Genomic DNA, 19,047 nt, shown 5'->3' on the forward strand with positions numbered 1-19,047 from the left:
TTTGTTGCTCTTTCTTCCATAAAGAATTTAGTTTATTTTTGTGTCAAAATATACCTTAAAAAGAGGTTTAATCGTTTATAAAAGATGATAGAATTAATTACAAATATATTTAAGGTTTTTGGCACAAAATCCGACAAAGACCTTAAGGAAATGCAGCCTTTAGTTGATAAAGTGCATGTACATACCAAGTCAATTTCATTGTTGGATAATGACCAGTTAAGAAATAGGACCCAAGAATTCCGTAAACAAATTTCCGATTATATTTCCGGTGAAAACAAACAAATTGAAGAATTAAAAAAGCTGGTGCAATCGGATTCGGCAAACGTGGATGAGTCGGAGGAGCATTATAAGAAAATTGATATCCTTGAAAAGAATATCCAGAAAAAAATCGAAGAAAAACTTCTTGATTTGCTTCCTGAGGCCTTTGCTGTGGTAAAGGAAACTGCAAAAAGATTTAAAGAAAATAAAACTTTTGAGGTAACTGCAACCCAAATGGATCGTGATCTTGCCGCTAGAAAAGACAGTGTCTCTGTAAATGGCGATAAGGCAATTTACACCAATACCTGGACTGCTGCCGGTTCTGAAGTTACATGGGACATGGTTCATTATGACGTTCAGTTAATTGGTGGTATAGTGCTGCATCAAGGAAAAATAGCCGAGATGGCAACAGGCGAGGGTAAAACCCTTGTGGGAACATTGCCTGTTTATTTAAACGCACTTTCAGGAAACGGTGTTCACCTGGTAACTGTTAATACATACTTGTCAAAACGTGACTCCGAATGGATGGGGCCATTATTTGAATTCCATGGACTTAGTGTGGATTGTATTGACAAATACGAACCTAATTCTGACGCCAGGAGAAAAGCATACCTTGCAGACATTACATATGGTACCAACAATGAATTTGGTTTTGATTACCTGCGTGATAACATGGCCCGTAATCCTGAAGATCTTGTTCAACGTAAGCATAATTATGCAATTGTGGATGAGGTTGACTCCGTTTTGATTGATGATGCAAGAACACCTTTGATTATTTCAGGACCTACGCCTAAAGGAGATAAACATGAGTTTTTTCCAATGAAGCCTAAAATTGAAAAATTGGTTGCCGCACAAAAACAATATGTTACTTCAATTCTTTCTGAGGCGAAAAAATTACTTGCCGAAAACAATGAGAAAGACGCAGGCTTGCCACTTTTAAGGGCTTACCGCGGCTTACCTAAAAACAAGGCTTTAATTAAATTTTTAAGCGAATCAGGAGCAAAGCAATTGCTTCAGAAAACTGAAAATTTTTATATGCAGGACCAGTCAAAGGAAATGCACAAGGTGGATGCTGAATTGTTTTTTGTTATTGATGAAAAACACAATTCAATTGAATTAACTGAAAAAGGCATTGAATTAATTACAACTTCTTCTGAAGATGCCGATTTCTTTATCCTTCCAGATGTTGGTACGGCCATTGCAGACATTGAAAAATCAAAACTTGCTGATCAGGAAAAATTAGCAAAAAAAGACAGTCTGATGACTGATTATGCTATTAAAGCAGAAAGAATTCATACCATCAACCAATTGTTAAAGGCTTACACCTTATTTGAAAAAGATGTTGATTATGTTTTGATGGACAGCAAGGTAAAAATTGTGGATGAGCAAACCGGACGTATTATGGAGGGTAGAAGATATTCCGATGGATTGCACCAGGCAATTGAAGCAAAAGAAAATGTTAAAATTGAGGCTGCTACCCAAACATATTCTACCATTACTTTGCAGAACTATTTCAGAATGTATAATAAACTGGCCGGTATGACTGGTACGGCTGAAACAGAAGCAGGTGAACTTTGGGATATCTACAAGTTGGATGTAATGGTAATTCCTACAAACCGTCCTATTGTTAGAAAAGATCAGGAAGATTTGGTTTATAAAACAAAGCGTGAGAAATACAATGCGGCAATTGAGGAAATTGAAAAACTAAATAAAGACGGACGTCCTGTACTTGTTGGTACTACTTCTGTGGAAATTTCTGAATTGCTAAGCCGTATGCTTAAAATGAAAAACATAAAGCATAATGTACTGAATGCGAAATTGCACCAAAAGGAAGCAGACATTGTTGCTGAAGCTGGTAAACCCGGAGCAGTAACAATTGCAACAAACATGGCTGGTAGGGGAACAGATATTAAGATTACTGAAGAAGTGAAAAAATCTGGTGGTCTTGCCATTGTTGGTACCGAAAGACATGAATCCAGAAGAGTAGACAGGCAGTTAAGAGGTCGCGCTGGTAGACAAGGTGATCCAGGAACTTCCCAGTTTTTTGTTTCTTTGGATGATGATCTGATGAGGTTATTTGGTTCGGGAAGAATTGCTTCGCTTATGGATCGGATGGGTTTGAAAGAAGGAGAGGTTATTCAGCATTCCATGATTACCAAATCAATTGAACGTGCTCAGAAAAAGGTGGAGGAAAACAACTTTGGTATCCGTAAAAGGTTGCTGGAATATGATGATGTAATGAATTCTCAAAGGGAAGTTATATATACCAAAAGAAGGCACGCTTTATATGGTGAGAGGCTTGAGGTAGATATAGCAAATATGATATATGACACTTGTGAGAGCATTGTAAATGTGTATCATGCTGAAAGAAATTTTGAAGCTTTTAAATTAGAGTTAATCAGAAATCTGGCAGTAAGTGTTACTATTGATGAACAACAATTCCTGAAAATGAATGCTCAGAGCCTTGTTGATCTTATTTACAATGAATCCCTTAGGAAATACTCAGATAAAAAGATTCAGATAAGTAAAACATCATTTCCTGTAATAAAAGGTGTATTTGAAAACCAGGGAAATTCATTTGAAAATATTGTAGTTCCTTTTACAGATGGAATTAAAACAATGCAGGTTGTTACCAATTTGAAAAAGGCTTACGAATCAAATGGAAAAACAGTTATAAAGTCCTTTGAAGAAGGTATTATTCTATCCATTATTGACGAAGCCTGGAAAGAGCATTTAAGAGAGATGGATGATTTAAAGCAATCGGTACAAAATGCCGTTTATGAGCAAAAGGATCCATTGTTGGTATACAAGTTTGAGTCTTTTGAATTATTTAAACGCATGCTTGATAAAATTAACAAGGAAATAATTTCCTTTTTAATGAAAGCAAACCTCCCCATTCAAAATCCCGATAATATTCAGCAAGCTAAAGCTCCACTTAGAATGCCAATAAACCTTAAAGCTTCACGTACGGATCAATTGAGCACAAATGGCAACGCAGAAGAGCAGCAGGAGCGCAAATTAGAGCCGGTGAGAGTAGAACAGAAGGCGGGCAGAAATGATCCTTGTCCCTGTGGAAGCGGTAAGAAGTTTAAACAGTGCCACGGTAAAGAATAAACAATTTAATAGATTTGCAATAAAAGGGGAATCGTAGCAATACTATTCCCCCTTTTTTTTCCTTTTTTCGATCAAATCTTTCGAATTGCATCTATACCTTTTTTTCTCCCAATCCTTCTTGAACATTTACTATCCATTATCCTTTCTAACAATCATCTGTTATCCTGTCATTCTTATCAGAAAGGTCATCTTACTTTGATAATAAGAGATTTTGCTTTACCAATTCATGAAATTTGTTTTTGTCTATAATCATCAGATTTGCCCTTAGTTCATTTTTTTTTATCCTTTACGAAGGACCAGAATAAATTAAATTGATTAATTCTTTCCCCAATTTCCTTGTATTTAATCCCAGTTTTTCTGAAAAAATCGATCAATAACTCCACATGTTGATTGGAAAAGACGAGTTTAGGGTGAAATAAATAATTGGCCAAGTTTTAATACGTCTTTTTTTTTGAGTAAATCAATAATATGAAAACCTTTTTATTGTTCTTTTTCTTGGTCAATTCCGTTTTGTTTGTTTTTGCTCAAAATGACCCTGAAAACTATGAATGGGAATGGGCAAATAAAGAAACAGCCGGTGAAATCCATGTGGATAGTGCCGGAAATATCTTTAATGTTTTGTCTGTTCGAGAAAATCAATCCATTACGATTAGAGGCCATACATTTTTTTCAAGAAACAATCCTTTAACGATTTTAATAAAACACAATTCAAAAGGAGATTTTATATGGGTAAGAGCAATGGAAGGAGTTGTTAATGGTGTAACTGTTGATTTTAATGGTACTATTTATACTACAGGATCTTTTGAAGATACACTTCCAATTGGAAAGGATACGCTAATAAGCAAAGGTGGATTGGATGTTTTTTTAGCTAAATATGATTCATCCGGAAATCCCTTGTTTGCAAAACAAGGAGGAGGTTCTCAGGATGATAACTCATATTTTATTCATGTTTCAAAAACAGCAGATATTTATATTACCGGACTTTATAGAACAGCAGCAGTTTTTGAAACAAATGCCTTAACAAATACCGACCCTAGAAATGCTTTTATTGCAAAATATGACAACAATGGCAATCTTCAAATGCTTACACAAATTAATGGAGAATCCTTTGGAAGAGAAATAAGTACAGATAGTGACAACAATATTTATTTGCTGGCCTATTATAGTACTGCAGTATCAAAGGATGAAATACAAATTAGTGGACCTTTTGAAAGTTCTTTTGGATACCATTTTTTAGCCCAACTTGATGCAAAAGGAAATGGGAAATGGGGTAAAGATTTAGGAAGTAATTATTATCAGCCATATCTTAACCTGAATACAGATGATTTTGGAAACAGTTATATTACTCAATGGAGAAGATACAGTGGATTTATTGTACATAAAATAGGCAATAATGGAGATAGCCAATGGATTGAACAAATATCGAATGTTTTTGGAGATGCAACAGATGTTCTTATATCAAGGGATAATAACACAATCTACATTACAGGTTTTATTGCAAATGATATTGGAGCTTTACATTATTTTTGGAAATTTTCTCCTGATGGTAATTATGAATCATTTCCACTTGACAGTGGACAATACATTACCACCCGATCTTTAGGCTTAGATAATGATCAAAACATTTATCTTTCTGGAAGTTTTGCTTCAGACACAACATTTTTTGGTCCAATTGTTTTAACTAAAGGGTTTAATGAAAGTAACCCTTCCTTTCTGGCTAAATTAAAATTGGTAAAGCCTGATCCTTCTGAATTATTTGCAGTAAAGGTGGTAGGCGATAGATTTTGTTCAGGAGACAGTATAAAAGTAATTTATGAGGTTGTTACATTTTATGATCCGGGAAATATTTTTATTGCAGAACTTTCAAATGAACAGGGAGATTTTACAAGTCCATTTTATCTTGGTGAAATTCAATCAAATGTTTCAGGAAAAATAATAGGAAAAATTCCTGATCAAATAAACCCTGGTAGAGGTTATAGAGTTAGAGTGAGGTCCACCAATCCAATTTCCTCTGCAATCAACCAGAAAAATTTAACCATCAGGAATAAGCCAATAGTTAATCTTGGAACTGATACTATAATTGAATGTGCTGCAGAACTTATTGTAGATGCTGGTAATCAGGGTGCTTATTTTATATGGAATACTTACGATACCACACAAACAATTACAATAAACTCAAAGGGTTTATTTTATGTTGATGTCTTTAATGAATATGGTTGCTATTCTTCAGATTCTATTTATGTTTTTCAGGAATCAGAAGCAATTGCAGATTATAGCTATACAATAGATGGATTAACTGTAAGTTTCTTTGATCAATCCATAGGAGCTACATCTTGGTTATGGGAATTTGACAAAGGTTCATCTTCAACAAGACAATTCCCTGTTAAAAATTTTATCATTAAAGATATTTATGATGTTTGTCTTACTATTGAAAACAAATTGGGCTGCTTGGATAAGATTTGTAAAAAAATTGATTTTGTAAGCGTTGGATTAGCAGAAAATTCATCAGATGAATGGCTTGTATTTCCCAACCCTGCCTCAGATAAAATAATTATTACGGGTAAAATTGAAAACAACACAAAAATATCAATTAAAGATATTGTTGGTAGAACTATCCTCATGAAAAATAGTACCACTGGAGGGAATTTAAATATGGAGATTAATGTTTCTGATTTTGATCGTGGTATTTATTTTCTAACCATTGAGAACGGATACTATAAATCTGTTAAAAAACTTATTTTAATGTAAAAATAACGGATCAAACGGAAAAGTTGGGGGGAAGAAAATCTCACCAACTTTTCCGCTTAAATAAAGCCTAAACAATGGGAGGAGTGTAAATAAAAAAAGGCCACCTTTCGGTGACCTTGTGGGAGCTGAGGGATTCGAACCCCCGACCCTCTGGGTGTAAACCAGATGCTCTGAACCAACTGAGCTAAGCTCCCTTTTTTTTGTTCGGGCTGCAAATATATAGTAAAAAACAAGAACTTCATAAAAAAAGAAAAAATTGTTTGACTTTTTTTTAATTCATTCTTTAGGAGGCTTAAACTACTTCGGCCACTACAAAAGTACTTCCTCCTATAAATATGAGATCATCTTTTTCTGCTTTTTCAGTGGCTATTTTAAATGCTTGCTTAACGGAAATAAATACAGTGCCAGTTAAACCATATTTGAGCGCTTTTTCCTGTAAATCTTGTGCTTCCATAGCACGTGGAATATCTGCTTTGCAAAAATAATAACTTGCTTTAGTAGGAAACAGCTTTAATATATTCTCAATGTCTTTATCAGCAACCACTCCTAAAATAATGTGAAGGTTTTTATAGGGTATTTGTTTTATTTGCTCAATTACAATAGCTAATCCAGCTTCATTGTGAGCAGCATCACAAATACTAAGAGGATTGGTGGAAAGTATTTGCCATCTTCCCATTAGGCCTGTATTTTCAATTACCTTTTGAATGCCTTTGTGAATTGCTTCATCTTTTATTTGAAAATGATTATCGCTTAAATGGTTTATTGCTGTTATAGCAGTAACAAGATTTTTAGTTTGGTAATTTCCAGTAAGAGGACAGCTAATATTTTTGTAAAACTTTGGTCCAAACGATATATTTAATTTCATTACAGGTTCAATCCCGGCAATTTTTTCAATACTATGTATCTTGCCTTCATCTTCTGCATACAAAATAGGAGCCGACAACAGATTTGCCTTTTCATTAAACACATGTTTAATCTCATTCTGGGTTTCGCCTATTATAATAGGAATTCCATGTTTTATTATCCCTGCTTTTTCTGCTGCAATTTTCTCTAAAGTGTCCCCTAATAATGCACTATGATCATTGCTGATATTGGTAATAACAGAAAGGAGGGGAGTGATTATGTTGGTAGAATCAAGCCTTCCTCCCAGGCCGGTTTCTATTACGGCAATGTCTACATTATTGTCTGCAAAATAGTTAAAAGCAAGTGCAACTGTCATTTCAAAAAATGAAGGATGTATTTCTTCAAATTTTATTTTATTTTGTTCAACAAACTCAATAACATAATCTTGAGAAATTTCTTTACCATTGATTTTTATTCTCTCCCTGAAATCCTTCATATGGGGAGAAGTATATAATCCGGTTTTTAATCCAGACTCTTGTAATATAGAGGCAATAAGATGGGAGCAGGACCCTTTACCGTTTGTACCTGCAATATGGATTGTTTTAAATTCGTTTTGGGGATTCCCAAGAAAATCACAAAGGGCAATGGTATTATCCAGGCTTCCCTTATAAGCTGCTGGACCTGTTCTTTGAAACATTGGAAGCCGACTAAAAAGGTAATCCAGAGTTTCAGTATAGTTCATTTAATTCAAAACAAAATTATAAACTATAACCCCTGTTTGAAGTTCTGGGGCATTTTCGTCAGCTTGCCATTTTGTTTTAAATGCTGCTTCCTCTGCGGTTTTAATTAAGCATTCTGCTGAATTTGTTGTTCCTCTTCCTCCTGCTTGAGCACTTACTACGTTTCCTTTTTTATCAACCTTGATAGTAACTGCTACTTTTCCACTTTCTTGGCAATCATAGCGCGGCTTTGTTTTTACTAGTGCTTTTCTTATACCTAAATCATAACGATCTCCACCCCCTGAATAACTTCCGGTGTGATTCAATGAACTTTTGTCCCCTCCCGGATCACCCTGATCTCCTGCTTTACCTGTTTCTCCCTCACTGGATGAACTTTTGCTTGTATTGGATTTTCCTGTGTATAGTGCGCTTTTATTCACTGTTTTTTCAGGTTCTTTTATTGGCTCAGGTTCTACCTTTTTTGTTTCGGTTTTCTTATTGTTTAAACTTACAGCATCTGTATTATCCTGGGTTACTGCTTCAGTATTTGTCTTAACAGGAGTAGGGTCAATTTGTTTTACTACTTCCTGAACCTTGTTTTGCGCCATTGGGGCTGCATTTGCCTCTTCAGGTTGAACATTTCCTTGTCCTTGATCACTTGTCCCGAAATTAATTACTATTGTTTGTTTTGGAATAGGAACAGGCGTAGTTAATCCATAATAAATAAAAAACAAAAGCAATAGTGCGTGAAAAATAACTGTACCAATTAACCCTAAATTGCGATTTTTATCCTCAAGTAGTTCCATAACTTTATTTTGGTTTGGTTGCCAATACAATGCCGAATTTATTTCGGTTTGCAATATCAAGTATGTTTACGGTAATACCCGTGGGTACGGTTTCATCAACATGTAAAACAATTTGTGGTTTTTCAGTTCCTGCTAGTTGAGAAACAATTATGGATTCAATACCTTCGGTATCTACTTGCTTTCCATTTAGGTAATGGATAAGATCGGGTGTAACGGTTACAGAAACGGATGCTTTCTCAGTGGATTTATTGGCACTTGTTGGTAAGGTAACATTTAGTGCATAAGGGCTTACAAGTGTTGAAACAATAATGAAAAAAATAAGCAGTAAAAATACAATGTCAGTCATGGATGCCATGCTGAATGCAACACTTACTTTATTTCTTGATTTAAGTCCCATTTTTTGTAGTGGTTTTTAACCGTTTGTATATTACTGTTTTGCTTTGGAATTTTTAGGTAAAGACTTGCTTTTTTGTAAATTAATTAATTTCAGAAAAATCAAATTTACCAACCTTGGGTTTTAAATATTAAGCTGGTTCCTGCAACAAATCCATAAATTCAATGGAGGTTACTTCCAACTTATAAACTACCTTTTCAACTTTTGCAACAAGTAGGTTATAGCAGATATAAGCAACAATTCCTACCACTAATCCTGCTACGGTTGTAACCATTGCTTGCATAATACCACCGGAAAGCTGACTTATTTCTACTCCATTTCCACTGATTTTCATTTCATGAAATGTAAATATCATACCAATTACAGTTCCAAGAAAACCTATCATTGGAGCCGCTCCTGCTACCGTAGCTAGAGTTGCAAGGCTTTTTTCCAATTTATAAATTTCTAGCTTTCCAACATTTTCAATAGCCGCACTAATATCATTCAGCGGTTTGCCAATTCTCGATACTCCTTTTTCAACCATTCTTGCAGTGGGTGCATCTGTGGCACGACATAAGGCTTTGGCAGCATCAATTTTTCCATCGTGAATAAAATCTTTGATGTTATTCATAAAGTTACTATCCGATTTAGATGCTTTTTGAATGGCCAAATACCTTTCAATAAAAATATAAACTGCAATTACAGAAAGAATTACAAGAGGAATCATTATATATAATCCTCCACCAAGAAATAATTCAAGAATTGAAATTGTTTCCTGGGTAGGTACAACCGTTGCGGCCTCAACAAGAGCACCAGAAGTAACATTGAGTTGCTGCAATAATATCATGTTTGTTGTTTTAAAATATTCAGGGTAAAATTACCACTTATCCAAAGTTAAATAGATGTGAAGTTGGTAAGTTTATAAACAGGGAATTGTTAGTTTTATTGTTTGTTTTCTTTGGCTCTTGCTTTGAAAGAAGAACAATAAAAATTAACTATTGATAAACATTTGCATCAATAAAAATGTAAATGCACCTGCAAAATACCCCAGGAGTGCAAGTAAAGACATTTTTTTCATGTACCAGATAAAATCGATTTTCTCCATGCCCATAACCGCCACACCAGCAGCAGATCCTATAATTAAGGCGCTGCCTCCGGTTCCTGCACAATAAGCAAGGAATTCCCAGAAGGGGTCATCAGTTGGAAAGTTATACATACCCATTCCTGCTGCAACTAGTGGAACGTTATCTACAATTGAGGACAAAAGGCCAATAGTAATTAAAATTACATTTTGATTTCCTATTAGTTCATCCATTGTACTTGCTAGGGTTCCCAAAATTCCAGTAGACTGTAAGGCTCCTATTGCCACCAATATACCTAAAAAGAATAAGACACTTGGTGTATCAACTTTTCTAATAATTCCGCTAACAGTTGCTGCCTCTTTTTCTTCATCTGATTTCCCTTTATGCATGAGTTCAGTTACTATCCACAGAACTCCTAAACTCAATAACATTCCCATAAATGGAGGTAAATGGGTAAAGGTTTTAAATATAGGTACAAATAGAAGGCCTGCAACCCCCAGGATAAATACAATTTTTTTCTCTGAATCTGAAACCTTTGCGTGGTGTCCTCCTGGAATAATTGCGTTTTCCGGACGAGTTACGTCTCCTTTTAATGTAAAGGATAAAAATACTGCTGGAACCACAATACAGACAATACTAGGGAGAATTAGCATTTTTACAATATTTATGGCCGTGATTTGCCCTCCTATCCAAAGCATTGTGGTTGTTATATCGCCAATCGGAGACCAGGCTCCTCCAGCATTAGCCGCTATAATTACAATCCCACAGAAAAACATGCGGTCTTCCTTATGACTAATAAGTTTTCTAAGAAGCGAGACCATTACAATTGCTGTGGTGAGATTATCAAGGGCTGCGGAAAAGAAAAAAGTAACTGTACTGATAATCCAAAGAAGTTTTACCTTGTTTGTGGTAGTTATTCTATCCGTAATTACAGAAAAACCTTTATGTGCATCAACAACTTCAACTATTGTCATTGCGCCCAATAAGAAAAACAAAATACCTGCTACCTCGCTTAAAAAATGCAACAATTGATGACCAACAAAGTGTGTTATAAGTTCACTCTCAGTAAGGACCATTTTTGATTCTTTTATTGCTTCTGTAAAAGAAGCAGGGAAATTAGCCGAACTAATGAATTCTAAAGGGAATAAAATGTAAACGGTCCAACAAAGTACTCCAGTAATAATTGCTGAGGCTGCTTTATTTATATGCAATGGATGTTCAAATGCTATTGTAATATAACCAATAATGAAAATAGTAATGATTAAGCCGTACATAATATTAAATTGAGTTTGAGGGGTGCAAATATACAGTTGTTGTTGGGTAAGCAAAATTACTTCCGTGTTTTTTTACAATTCCCATAATGTTAAAATTTATTTCCTGTTTTACTTGTAAAAACACATTCCAATCCATAGTATCAACAAAATATTGAACCAAGACATCAAGAGAACTGCTACCAAATTCTGTAAATTTCACAATGCCATCCTGATTTGTATTCGGATGTTCATCAATAAATAGCTGTATATCTCTTACAATAGCAGTAATTTGTTCCTCGGAAGTGCTATAAATTAAGCCAATACTGAATCTCGCCCTTCTGAAAGTGCGTAAAGATAAATTATCTAATTCATTATCCACCATTTTTTTATTTGGAATGGTTAAGAAGCTTTTTTCTAAAGTACGTAGTCTTGTACTTCGAAATCCTACCTTTTCCACAATTCCAATTGTACTTCCAACCTGTACCAGGTCCCCTACAACAAATGGTTGATCAACAAATATGGTAAATGATGCCAAAAGATTTTCCAGGCTTTCTTTTGCTGCTAACGCCAGGGCTAGTCCACCAATTCCCAATCCTGCAACTAAAGTGCCTATGTCTAAATTGAATACTGCTCCTAGAATAATAAATACACCAAAAATTCCTGCTATGATTTTTGTAAATTCAGTTACAAAAGAAATAATTTGGTCATCTTGTTTTGTTTCTGTTTTAGCTGCTTTATGAAGAAGAATTATTTCGGTAAAATCAATAAGTCGAAAAACTATCCATATCAAGGATACCAATAATAACAGTTGATGTGTTGTACGGAAAAAATTTCTAAGATTTAAACGTTCAAATACTTTATTATCCATTTCTGCCGGATACTGTATGTGAACCGTTGCAAAATAGAAAATAATTAACAAAATCAATAAGCTTAATGGCTTGTACAGCAAATTGAATAACTTTTTTTTGTCAACCCCCTCTGAGTATCTGTCAAAAAGTTTAAAAAGTAAACTGCTCAGGTATTTTGAAATTATTTTATTGAAAATAATAGCAAGGGCCATCAAAAGTAAAAACCAAAGATAGTCCTCTATTGTATTGCTGAAATAAACTTTATCAAGGTAGGCCTTGAATGAATTTGTCATAAAAGTTGATTCAAGGCGATTTTAAGTGCAGTTGCTGATATATTTAATTTTGAAGAATTTTCGTTCCTGGCTTTTTCCATGGCAGTTTTAATGGTGTCAGAGACATCATTGAAAATCGCTTCATCCGTAATATCTTCTTTTGTTGTCATAAGAAATGCGAAAACCCTTGCCATTCCACAATTTGCAATAAAATCAGGAATTACGCTTAGCCTTGAATCTGCATATTCCGCAATTGGCCCCATAAATATCTCTGAATCGGCAAAAGGAACATTAGCCCCACAGGAAATTACTTCCACTCCCGAATTAATCATCCTGTCAATCTGTTCTTTTGTTATGAGTCTAGACCCAGCTCCTGGAATAAAAATATCAGCTTTTAAATCCCATATTTGATTGTTGGTTTCTTCGAAACTAATTATTTCAGGAGACTGCAGGGTATTGCCTGATTTATTTAAAAACAATGCTGTTACTTGTTCAAGATCATATCCTTCTGAATTTATTACTCCACCAGTGCGGTCTATAATTCCCACAATTTTTACACCGTAAAGGGCAAGATAAAAAGCGGAAGCTGCTGCTACATTACCCCATCCCTGTATAATTGCTCTTTTGCCTTGCAAGCTTCCATTGTATAAGTTGTAGTAATGTTTTACAGCCTCGGTTACACCATACCCCGTAACCATATCTGCTATCATTAATTTTTCATAAAGGCTTGGAGTATATTTAGAATTTTCTATTATTTTAGAAACGCCCATACGAAGTTGTCCCAGCTTTCTTATTTTTTCACTAGGGTTGGGATTAAAATGCCCATTTACAATGCCTTCTTGGGGATGCCATAATCCATAGCCTTCTGTTATTGGAATGACCTCATGGATTTCATCTACATTCATATCTCCACCTGTTCCATAATAATTTTTCAGAATAGGATATACGGCCTTATACCATCTTTTTAAAACATCGGTTTTCCTTGGATCAAGGGGATCGAAATTTATTCCTGATTTTGCGCCTCCTATTGCGGGTCCTGAAACACTAAATTTTATTTCCATGGTTTTGGCCAGCGATTCAACTTCTCTTTTGTCTAGCCCTTTACGCATCCTAGTGCCACCACCTGCTGCTCCACCCCGTAAGGAATTTATTACTATCCATCCCTCTGCCTCAGTTTCTGAATCTTTCCATTCAAACACTAGCTCAGGCCTTTTGTTCTCAAACTTTTCAAGTAATTCTTTCATTTCAACTTTAAATTGGCACAAATTTATAAAAACAAATCATTCCTATGCTTGTTCATTAGATGAAATTATGGTTTAGGCCAATAAACAGCACCTCCAATATTATCAAAGTCGGCTCCAGTTACTGATTTTAAACAGTTAACTTGCTTTTCCATTCTTAAAACTCCAAGAAATCCAAAAATAATAGCCTCTTTGAATAAAATTGTTTCTTCTGATGGTATAATTAGTTTCTGCCTTGTTAAATCTTTTAACCTTGCTATTAAAAAATTATTAAAAGCTCCTCCTCCTGTAATAAGCACTTCTCCGGGTTCCTGCTCATTTAATACCGATGCTATTTGAATGGCAATATGTTCTGTAAATGTTCTCAGTAATTCAACAGGTGAATATTTTTCCTTGAGAATCAGGGGATGAATATGTTTTAAAACCCATTCTTTTCCCAATGATTTATAAGAAGTTGATTTGTAAAAATCGATTGCATTTAATGCGTATAACAATTCCTTGTCAATTACGCCATTTGCTGCATTTGTTCCCTTGTCATCATATTCCAATTCTGGATTTAATAATTTTACCAAATAATTTAATACAATATTTGCAGGGCAAATATCAAAAGCTAATTTTTCATTGTTTTTACTTAAAGTAATATTTGCAAAGCCGCCTATATTAAGGCAATAAGGATATTTGTTGAAAAGATGTGCTTCACCCGCAGGAACAAGAGGTGCACCCTGGCCATTTAAAGCAACATCTATTGTTCTAAAATCACAAACTACCGGCAGAATGCATTCCGCTGCAATTGCTGCCCCTGACCCAATTTGTACTGTAAGATTTTTATCAGGCTGATGAAATATGGTATGCCCATGAGATGAAATAAAATCAACTCTGGTTTTGTTTTGCGTAATAAATTCATTAGCGCATTTTCCAAGGTAATGGCCATACTGAGAATTAATTATTGAAAAATCCAATGCTGATGAATTTTCCACCTCTGAAAGTTTTTTTTTCCATTGGTTAGTATAAGGTATGGTCTTCCCCCCTAGGAATTCAAACTCCCATTTTTCATTATTCTTAATATAATTACACAATGAAATGTCAAGGCCATCCAGGGATGTGCCTGACATTAAGCCTATTGCTGTGTATTTCACCATAATTTTAATTTCTGAAGCTACAAGAGTAGTAAAATTTAATTTAAAAAATTACTTTTGCCTGATTAGAAAACATTAATTTACATTGATAAAATCAGAATAAAATGGACTTTCAACTAACAGAAGAGCACTTGATGATTCAGAAGGCGGCAAGGGATTTTGCCCAGGATGTTTTAAAACCAGGGGTAATCGACCGCGATGAGGCTCAAAAGTTTCCTCATGAGGAAATTAAACAGTTAGGTGAACTTGGATTTTTAGGAATGATGGTTGATCCTAAATACGGTGGGGGAGGAATGGATACTATTTCTTATGTTTTAGCAATGGAGGAAATATCCAAGGTTGATGCTTCTGCTTCGGTTGTTATGTCTGTAAACAATTCGCTTGTATGTTGGGGAATAGAAAAATTCGGTTCAGAGGCACAAAAACAAAAATACCTTGTTCCCCTTGCAAAGGGTGAAATTATTGGTGCATTTTGTTTATCAGAACCTGAAGCCGGTTCTGATGCAACCTCTCAAAGAACTACCGCTATTGATATGGGCGACCATTATCTGTTAAATGGTACAAAAAATTGGATTACAAATGGCAGCACTGCTTCTGTTTACCTTGTAATTGCACAATCTGATATAGAAAAAGGTCACAGAGGGATTAATGTAGTTATTGTTGAAAAAGGAATGCCGGGTTTTCAAATTGGACCAAAGGAAAACAAATTGGGAATCAGGGGATCAGATACCCATTCATTAATGTTTACTGATGTTAAAGTGCCCAAGGAAAATAGGATAGGGGAGGATGGATTTGGTTTTAAATTTGCCATGAAAACTTTGGCCGGAGGTAGAATTGGAATAGCTTCCCAAGCATTGGGTATTGCTTCGGGAGCCTACGAATTAGCTCTTGCATATTCCAAAGAAAGAAAAGCCTTTGGTAAGGAAATTTGTCAGCACCAGATTATTCAGTTTAAACTTGCTGATATGGCCACAGAAATTGAGGCCGCAAGATTAATTTGTTTGAAAGCGGCTGTTCTTAAGGATCGTGGTGAGGATTATGGAACACAAAGTGCAATTGCCAAGGTTTTTGCCTCAAAAGTGGCAATGTGGGTAACCACAGAGGCTGTTCAAATACATGGTGGATACGGTTTTGTGAAAGAATATCACGTTGAAAGACTAATGCGAGATGCGAAAATCACGCAGATATATGAAGGAACCACTGAAGTACAAAAAATTGTTATTTCAAGATCAATTCTGAATGACTGATTTTAGGTTTTTTAGTAATTCCATAGAAATAAAATCAGTTGCTTTCATTGGTTTTAAATTATTGAATTAGGAATTGGATACTGCGAAATGAAAAAGGTCACAAACTGCTTGTGACCTTTTTCATTTAACTAAAAATGTTTTTAATTGATTTTTAAAAGTTTTTTTATTCATATTGCTTATTCCTCTTGAGAATAATAAAGGGAATATTGTTGTGCAAAAAGAATAAACCTATAATGTTTCCACAGCTTTTTCAAGTTTAATTCCCCTTGAACCTTTTATAAGAATAGTACTGTTTAATATGTTTTGAGTTTTCAAATAGTCTTTTAATTCCTCGCTGTTACTGAAAGATTCAAAAGAGTTTTTGGTGTTTGAAAAATGTTGACCAACCAAAAATACTCTGTTAGGATTCAATTTTTCCAGTAAATCGATTATGTGCTGATGTTCCCTTTCTGTATCATTGCCAAGTTCCAGCATATCTCCTAGGATATAAACTTTTTTTTCACCTTTCATAGCTGCAAAGTTTTTTATGGATTCTTCCATACTTGAAGGATTTGCATTATATGCATCAAGAACAATGGAATTTGCCTTTGTTTCTATTAACTGTGATCGGTTATTTGTTGGGATGTAGTTTTTAATTGCATGATTTATTTTTTCTGACTGTACATCAAAAAAAACGCCAACACAAATTGCAGCTAAAATATTAGGGTAATTATATGTTCCAATCAGTGTGCTTTCCAAAATTTGATTTTCTATTCCTTTTGCCTTGCATCTCCAGTTTAATCTTACATATGGATCAGCAGCTAGAAAACTTCCAGACACATAACACGAATCAAGGGATCCATAAGTTATAGAAGCAATATCTGCAGACATTTCAACAATAAGCCCTGTATCTGCGTTTAAAAATATTTTCCCTTTATGCTCCCTGATATATTCAAACAATTCGCCTTTTCCTTTTTTAACTCCCTCTATTCCACCAAATCCATCTAAATGAGCTTTTCCAATGTTGGTGATAATCCCATAATCCGGTTTGGTTAAACTGCTTAAAAATTCTATTTCTCCTATATGGTTTGCTCCCATTTCTATTATGGCAATTTCAGTATCCGCTTTTACCGATAATATGGAAAGCGCAACACCAATATGATTATTTAAGTTTCCAAGGGTGGCAAAAGTTTTGAATTTTTGTTTTAGAACAGAGAAAATCAATTCTTTGGTAGTAGTCTTTCCATTACTTCCGGTAATTCCAATAAATGGGATATTAAGTTGTTTTCTATGGAATGCTGCCAGTTCTTGTAAAGCTTTTAATACATCATTCACAAGTATAAATCTTTCATCTTTTTTAAATTTCGGATCATCAATTACAGCATAGCTACATCCTTTTTCAATTGCTTGAAAAGCAAAACTATTTCCATTGAAATTTTCTCCTTTTAGCGCAAAAAACAATGCACCAGGTTTTGCAGTGCGGGTATCAGTGCAAATAGTATTATTAGCCTTGAATATTTCATATAAATCATTCATAACTTATTCTATCAAAAAAAACCCGGAGAATTTTCCGGGTTTTTTAATTAACATTTTTTATTTTTTTATCTTCTTTTTGTTCCAAGCCCAACTGGACTTCCCACTCTTGTCATGGCACATCTAAAGCCAATGTAATCTGTTGATTGTTTTTCGTCAAGGAATCGTCTTGTTCCTGGATTCATCCAATATGCCCTGTCCTTCCAGGATCCTCCCTTATAAACTCTGGCCCTGTCGCTAACCATAGAAGTTACTCCATGTTCATACATGAGTTTGTTTCCTCTTTCTGTTTCAACACCCTCTGTATAATAAATACTTGAATTTAAATCACCATCTAAAAAGTTAATGTTATCAGCTTGTCTGTAATTTCTTCTGTCAGCAAGGTTGTCTTTTTCAAGATCTACATCTCTCCACTGTATTCTACCCAATGTGTCCTTTTCATCAATATTACCGTCTTCATCCCTTTTTTGGGTTTGAAAAACGCTACCTCTAAAGGCTCTGAAATCTGATTTGTCCTCAGGAGAAAGCGGCCTGTAAACATCCATTACCCATTCACTAACATTAGCAGCCATATTGTATAAGCCATAATCATTTGGCCAGTATGAATAAACAGGAGCAGTAATATCTGCGTTGTCATTCAATCTTCCTGCAACTCCCATGTTATCTCCAGCACCTCTTTTGAAATTGGCAAGAATGTCTCCCAAATATTTATCGTTGCTGTTTCTTACACCGTGTCCATTCCATGGATATAATTTTCTTTCAACCACCATTTCTGCCATAGTGTTTCCAATAAGTCCGTATGCTGCATATTCCCATTCGGCTTCTGTTGGGAGCCTATATCTAGGAAGCAAGATACCATCTTCCATTCTAACATTTCTCGATCCTCCATCCGGACTGTAATTGGGTAAACCATCAATTGCTTTACCACTTTCATATTGACCAGCCAAATAAGCATCTGTATTAAAATTGTCATCGGATGTTTGTCCAATATACCATTCAAATAAACCTTCTCTTATTAAGATAAATTCATTTACCCTATCAGTTCTCCAGGCTGCAAAATCTGTTGCTTGTAGCCAGTTAACACCAACTACAGGATAATCTCTATAGGAAGGGTGACGTAAATAATATTCAACGTAAGGTTCATTAAAGGCAAGTTTGTCTCTCCAAACAAGAGTGTCTGGAAGTGCTTTTTTATAAACTTCAGGATAGTCCTCACCATAAATTCTACTAAGCCAGTGAAGGTATTCAAGGTAGTTCATGTTACTTACTTCTGTTTCATCCATGTAAAAAGATGAAATGGAAACTCTTCTTGGAACAGCATTCCAATCGTAAAGAACATCTTGTTCGGTACGGCCCATAGAAAATGTACCACCTTCAATAAGGACAAGTCCCGGACCAGTCTCTTGTTCTTCATAAGGTACTTTTTCGTACCCACCATTTTTTGGATCATTGTAGTTCCATCCAGTTGTGCCGGATCGTTCTTTACTACAAGAAAAAAATGTTAACAAAACCACCAGTAATCCAATAAGTTTTGTAGCGGTTGAAAAATTTGTTTTCATAAGCATAGCGTTAAATCAAAAGAACTGTAAAAGGTT

Annotated in this window: 13 protein-coding genes and 1 tRNA gene; 3 read left to right on the forward strand and 11 right to left on the reverse strand. The window is 34.9% G+C overall.

The features are described 5' to 3' along the window. Positions 1-84: 84 nt before the first annotated feature. On the forward strand, positions 85-3,372 hold the full coding sequence (secA, locus tag H0V01_07055; protein ID MBA2583128.1) for a preprotein translocase subunit SecA: 3,288 nt from the start codon (positions 85-87) through the stop codon (positions 3,370-3,372). 468 nt (positions 3,373-3,840) lie between these two features. Then, entirely contained in the window at positions 3,841-6,120 is a 2,280-nt protein-coding gene (locus H0V01_07060; protein ID MBA2583129.1) for a T9SS type A sorting domain-containing protein, read from the forward strand. A 119-nt stretch (positions 6,121-6,239) separates the two neighbouring features. On the opposite strand, the gene H0V01_07065 is transcribed toward H0V01_07060, so the two are convergent. The 9 genes from H0V01_07065 to H0V01_07105 form a co-directional block, all read right to left on the reverse strand. Further along, positions 6,240-6,314, reverse strand: a tRNA-Val gene (locus H0V01_07065). Positions 6,315-6,412: 98 nt separating this feature from the next. Beyond that, on the reverse strand, positions 6,413-7,705 hold the full coding sequence (locus tag H0V01_07070) for a bifunctional folylpolyglutamate synthase/dihydrofolate synthase (protein ID MBA2583130.1): 1,293 nt from the start codon (positions 7,703-7,705) through the stop codon (positions 6,413-6,415). Then, positions 7,706-8,488 carry an energy transducer TonB gene (locus H0V01_07075; protein MBA2583131.1) on the reverse strand — a complete coding sequence of 261 codons (783 nt, stop codon included), beginning with the start codon at positions 8,486-8,488 and terminating at the stop codon, positions 7,706-7,708. A gap of 4 nt (positions 8,489-8,492) precedes the next feature. Further along, the gene (locus tag H0V01_07080; GenBank protein MBA2583132.1) at positions 8,493-8,885 is read right to left on the reverse strand and encodes a biopolymer transporter ExbD; all 393 of its coding nucleotides are present in this window, start codon (positions 8,883-8,885) and stop codon (positions 8,493-8,495) included. Positions 8,886-9,012: 127 nt separating this feature from the next. Further along, positions 9,013-9,708 carry a MotA/TolQ/ExbB proton channel family protein gene (locus tag H0V01_07085; protein MBA2583133.1) on the reverse strand — a complete coding sequence of 232 codons (696 nt, stop codon included), beginning with the start codon at positions 9,706-9,708 and terminating at the stop codon, positions 9,013-9,015. 144 nt (positions 9,709-9,852) lie between these two features. Next, the gene (nhaD, locus tag H0V01_07090; GenBank protein ID MBA2583134.1) at positions 9,853-11,217 is read right to left on the reverse strand and encodes a sodium:proton antiporter NhaD; all 1,365 of its coding nucleotides are present in this window, start codon (positions 11,215-11,217) and stop codon (positions 9,853-9,855) included. Positions 11,218-11,221: 4 nt separating this feature from the next. Further along, the gene (locus H0V01_07095) at positions 11,222-12,337 is read right to left on the reverse strand and encodes a mechanosensitive ion channel family protein (GenBank protein MBA2583135.1); all 1,116 of its coding nucleotides are present in this window, start codon (positions 12,335-12,337) and stop codon (positions 11,222-11,224) included. Then, positions 12,334-13,560 (reverse strand): amino acid dehydrogenase, encoded by a 1,227-nt coding sequence (locus H0V01_07100; protein ID MBA2583136.1) that lies wholly within the window; start codon positions 13,558-13,560, stop codon positions 12,334-12,336. The genes H0V01_07095 and H0V01_07100 overlap by 4 nt, the downstream gene beginning before the upstream one ends. Positions 13,561-13,625: 65 nt before the next feature. Then, positions 13,626-14,696 carry an anhydro-N-acetylmuramic acid kinase gene (locus H0V01_07105; GenBank protein MBA2583137.1) on the reverse strand — a complete coding sequence of 357 codons (1,071 nt, stop codon included), beginning with the start codon at positions 14,694-14,696 and terminating at the stop codon, positions 13,626-13,628. Positions 14,697-14,797: 101 nt separating this feature from the next. Between H0V01_07105 and H0V01_07110 the strand changes: the two genes are divergently transcribed. Beyond that, positions 14,798-15,940 carry an acyl-CoA dehydrogenase gene (locus H0V01_07110; GenBank protein ID MBA2583138.1) on the forward strand — a complete coding sequence of 381 codons (1,143 nt, stop codon included), beginning with the start codon at positions 14,798-14,800 and terminating at the stop codon, positions 15,938-15,940. Positions 15,941-16,168: 228 nt separating this feature from the next. On the opposite strand, the gene H0V01_07115 is transcribed toward H0V01_07110, so the two are convergent. Both H0V01_07115 and H0V01_07120 read right to left on the reverse strand, forming a co-directional pair. Further along, positions 16,169-17,455 (reverse strand): UDP-N-acetylmuramoyl-tripeptide--D-alanyl-D-alanine ligase, encoded by a 1,287-nt coding sequence (locus H0V01_07115; GenBank protein MBA2583139.1) that lies wholly within the window; start codon positions 17,453-17,455, stop codon positions 16,169-16,171. A gap of 65 nt (positions 17,456-17,520) precedes the next feature. Continuing rightward, complete coding sequence (locus tag H0V01_07120) at positions 17,521-19,017, reverse strand: SUMF1/EgtB/PvdO family nonheme iron enzyme (GenBank protein ID MBA2583140.1); 1,497 nt, start codon at positions 19,015-19,017, stop codon at positions 17,521-17,523. Positions 19,018-19,047: the final 30 nt, after the last annotated feature.

The organism is Bacteroidota bacterium (assembly GCA_013696965.1).
Lineage (GTDB): Bacteria > Bacteroidota > Bacteroidia > JACCXN01 > JACCXN01 > JACCXN01.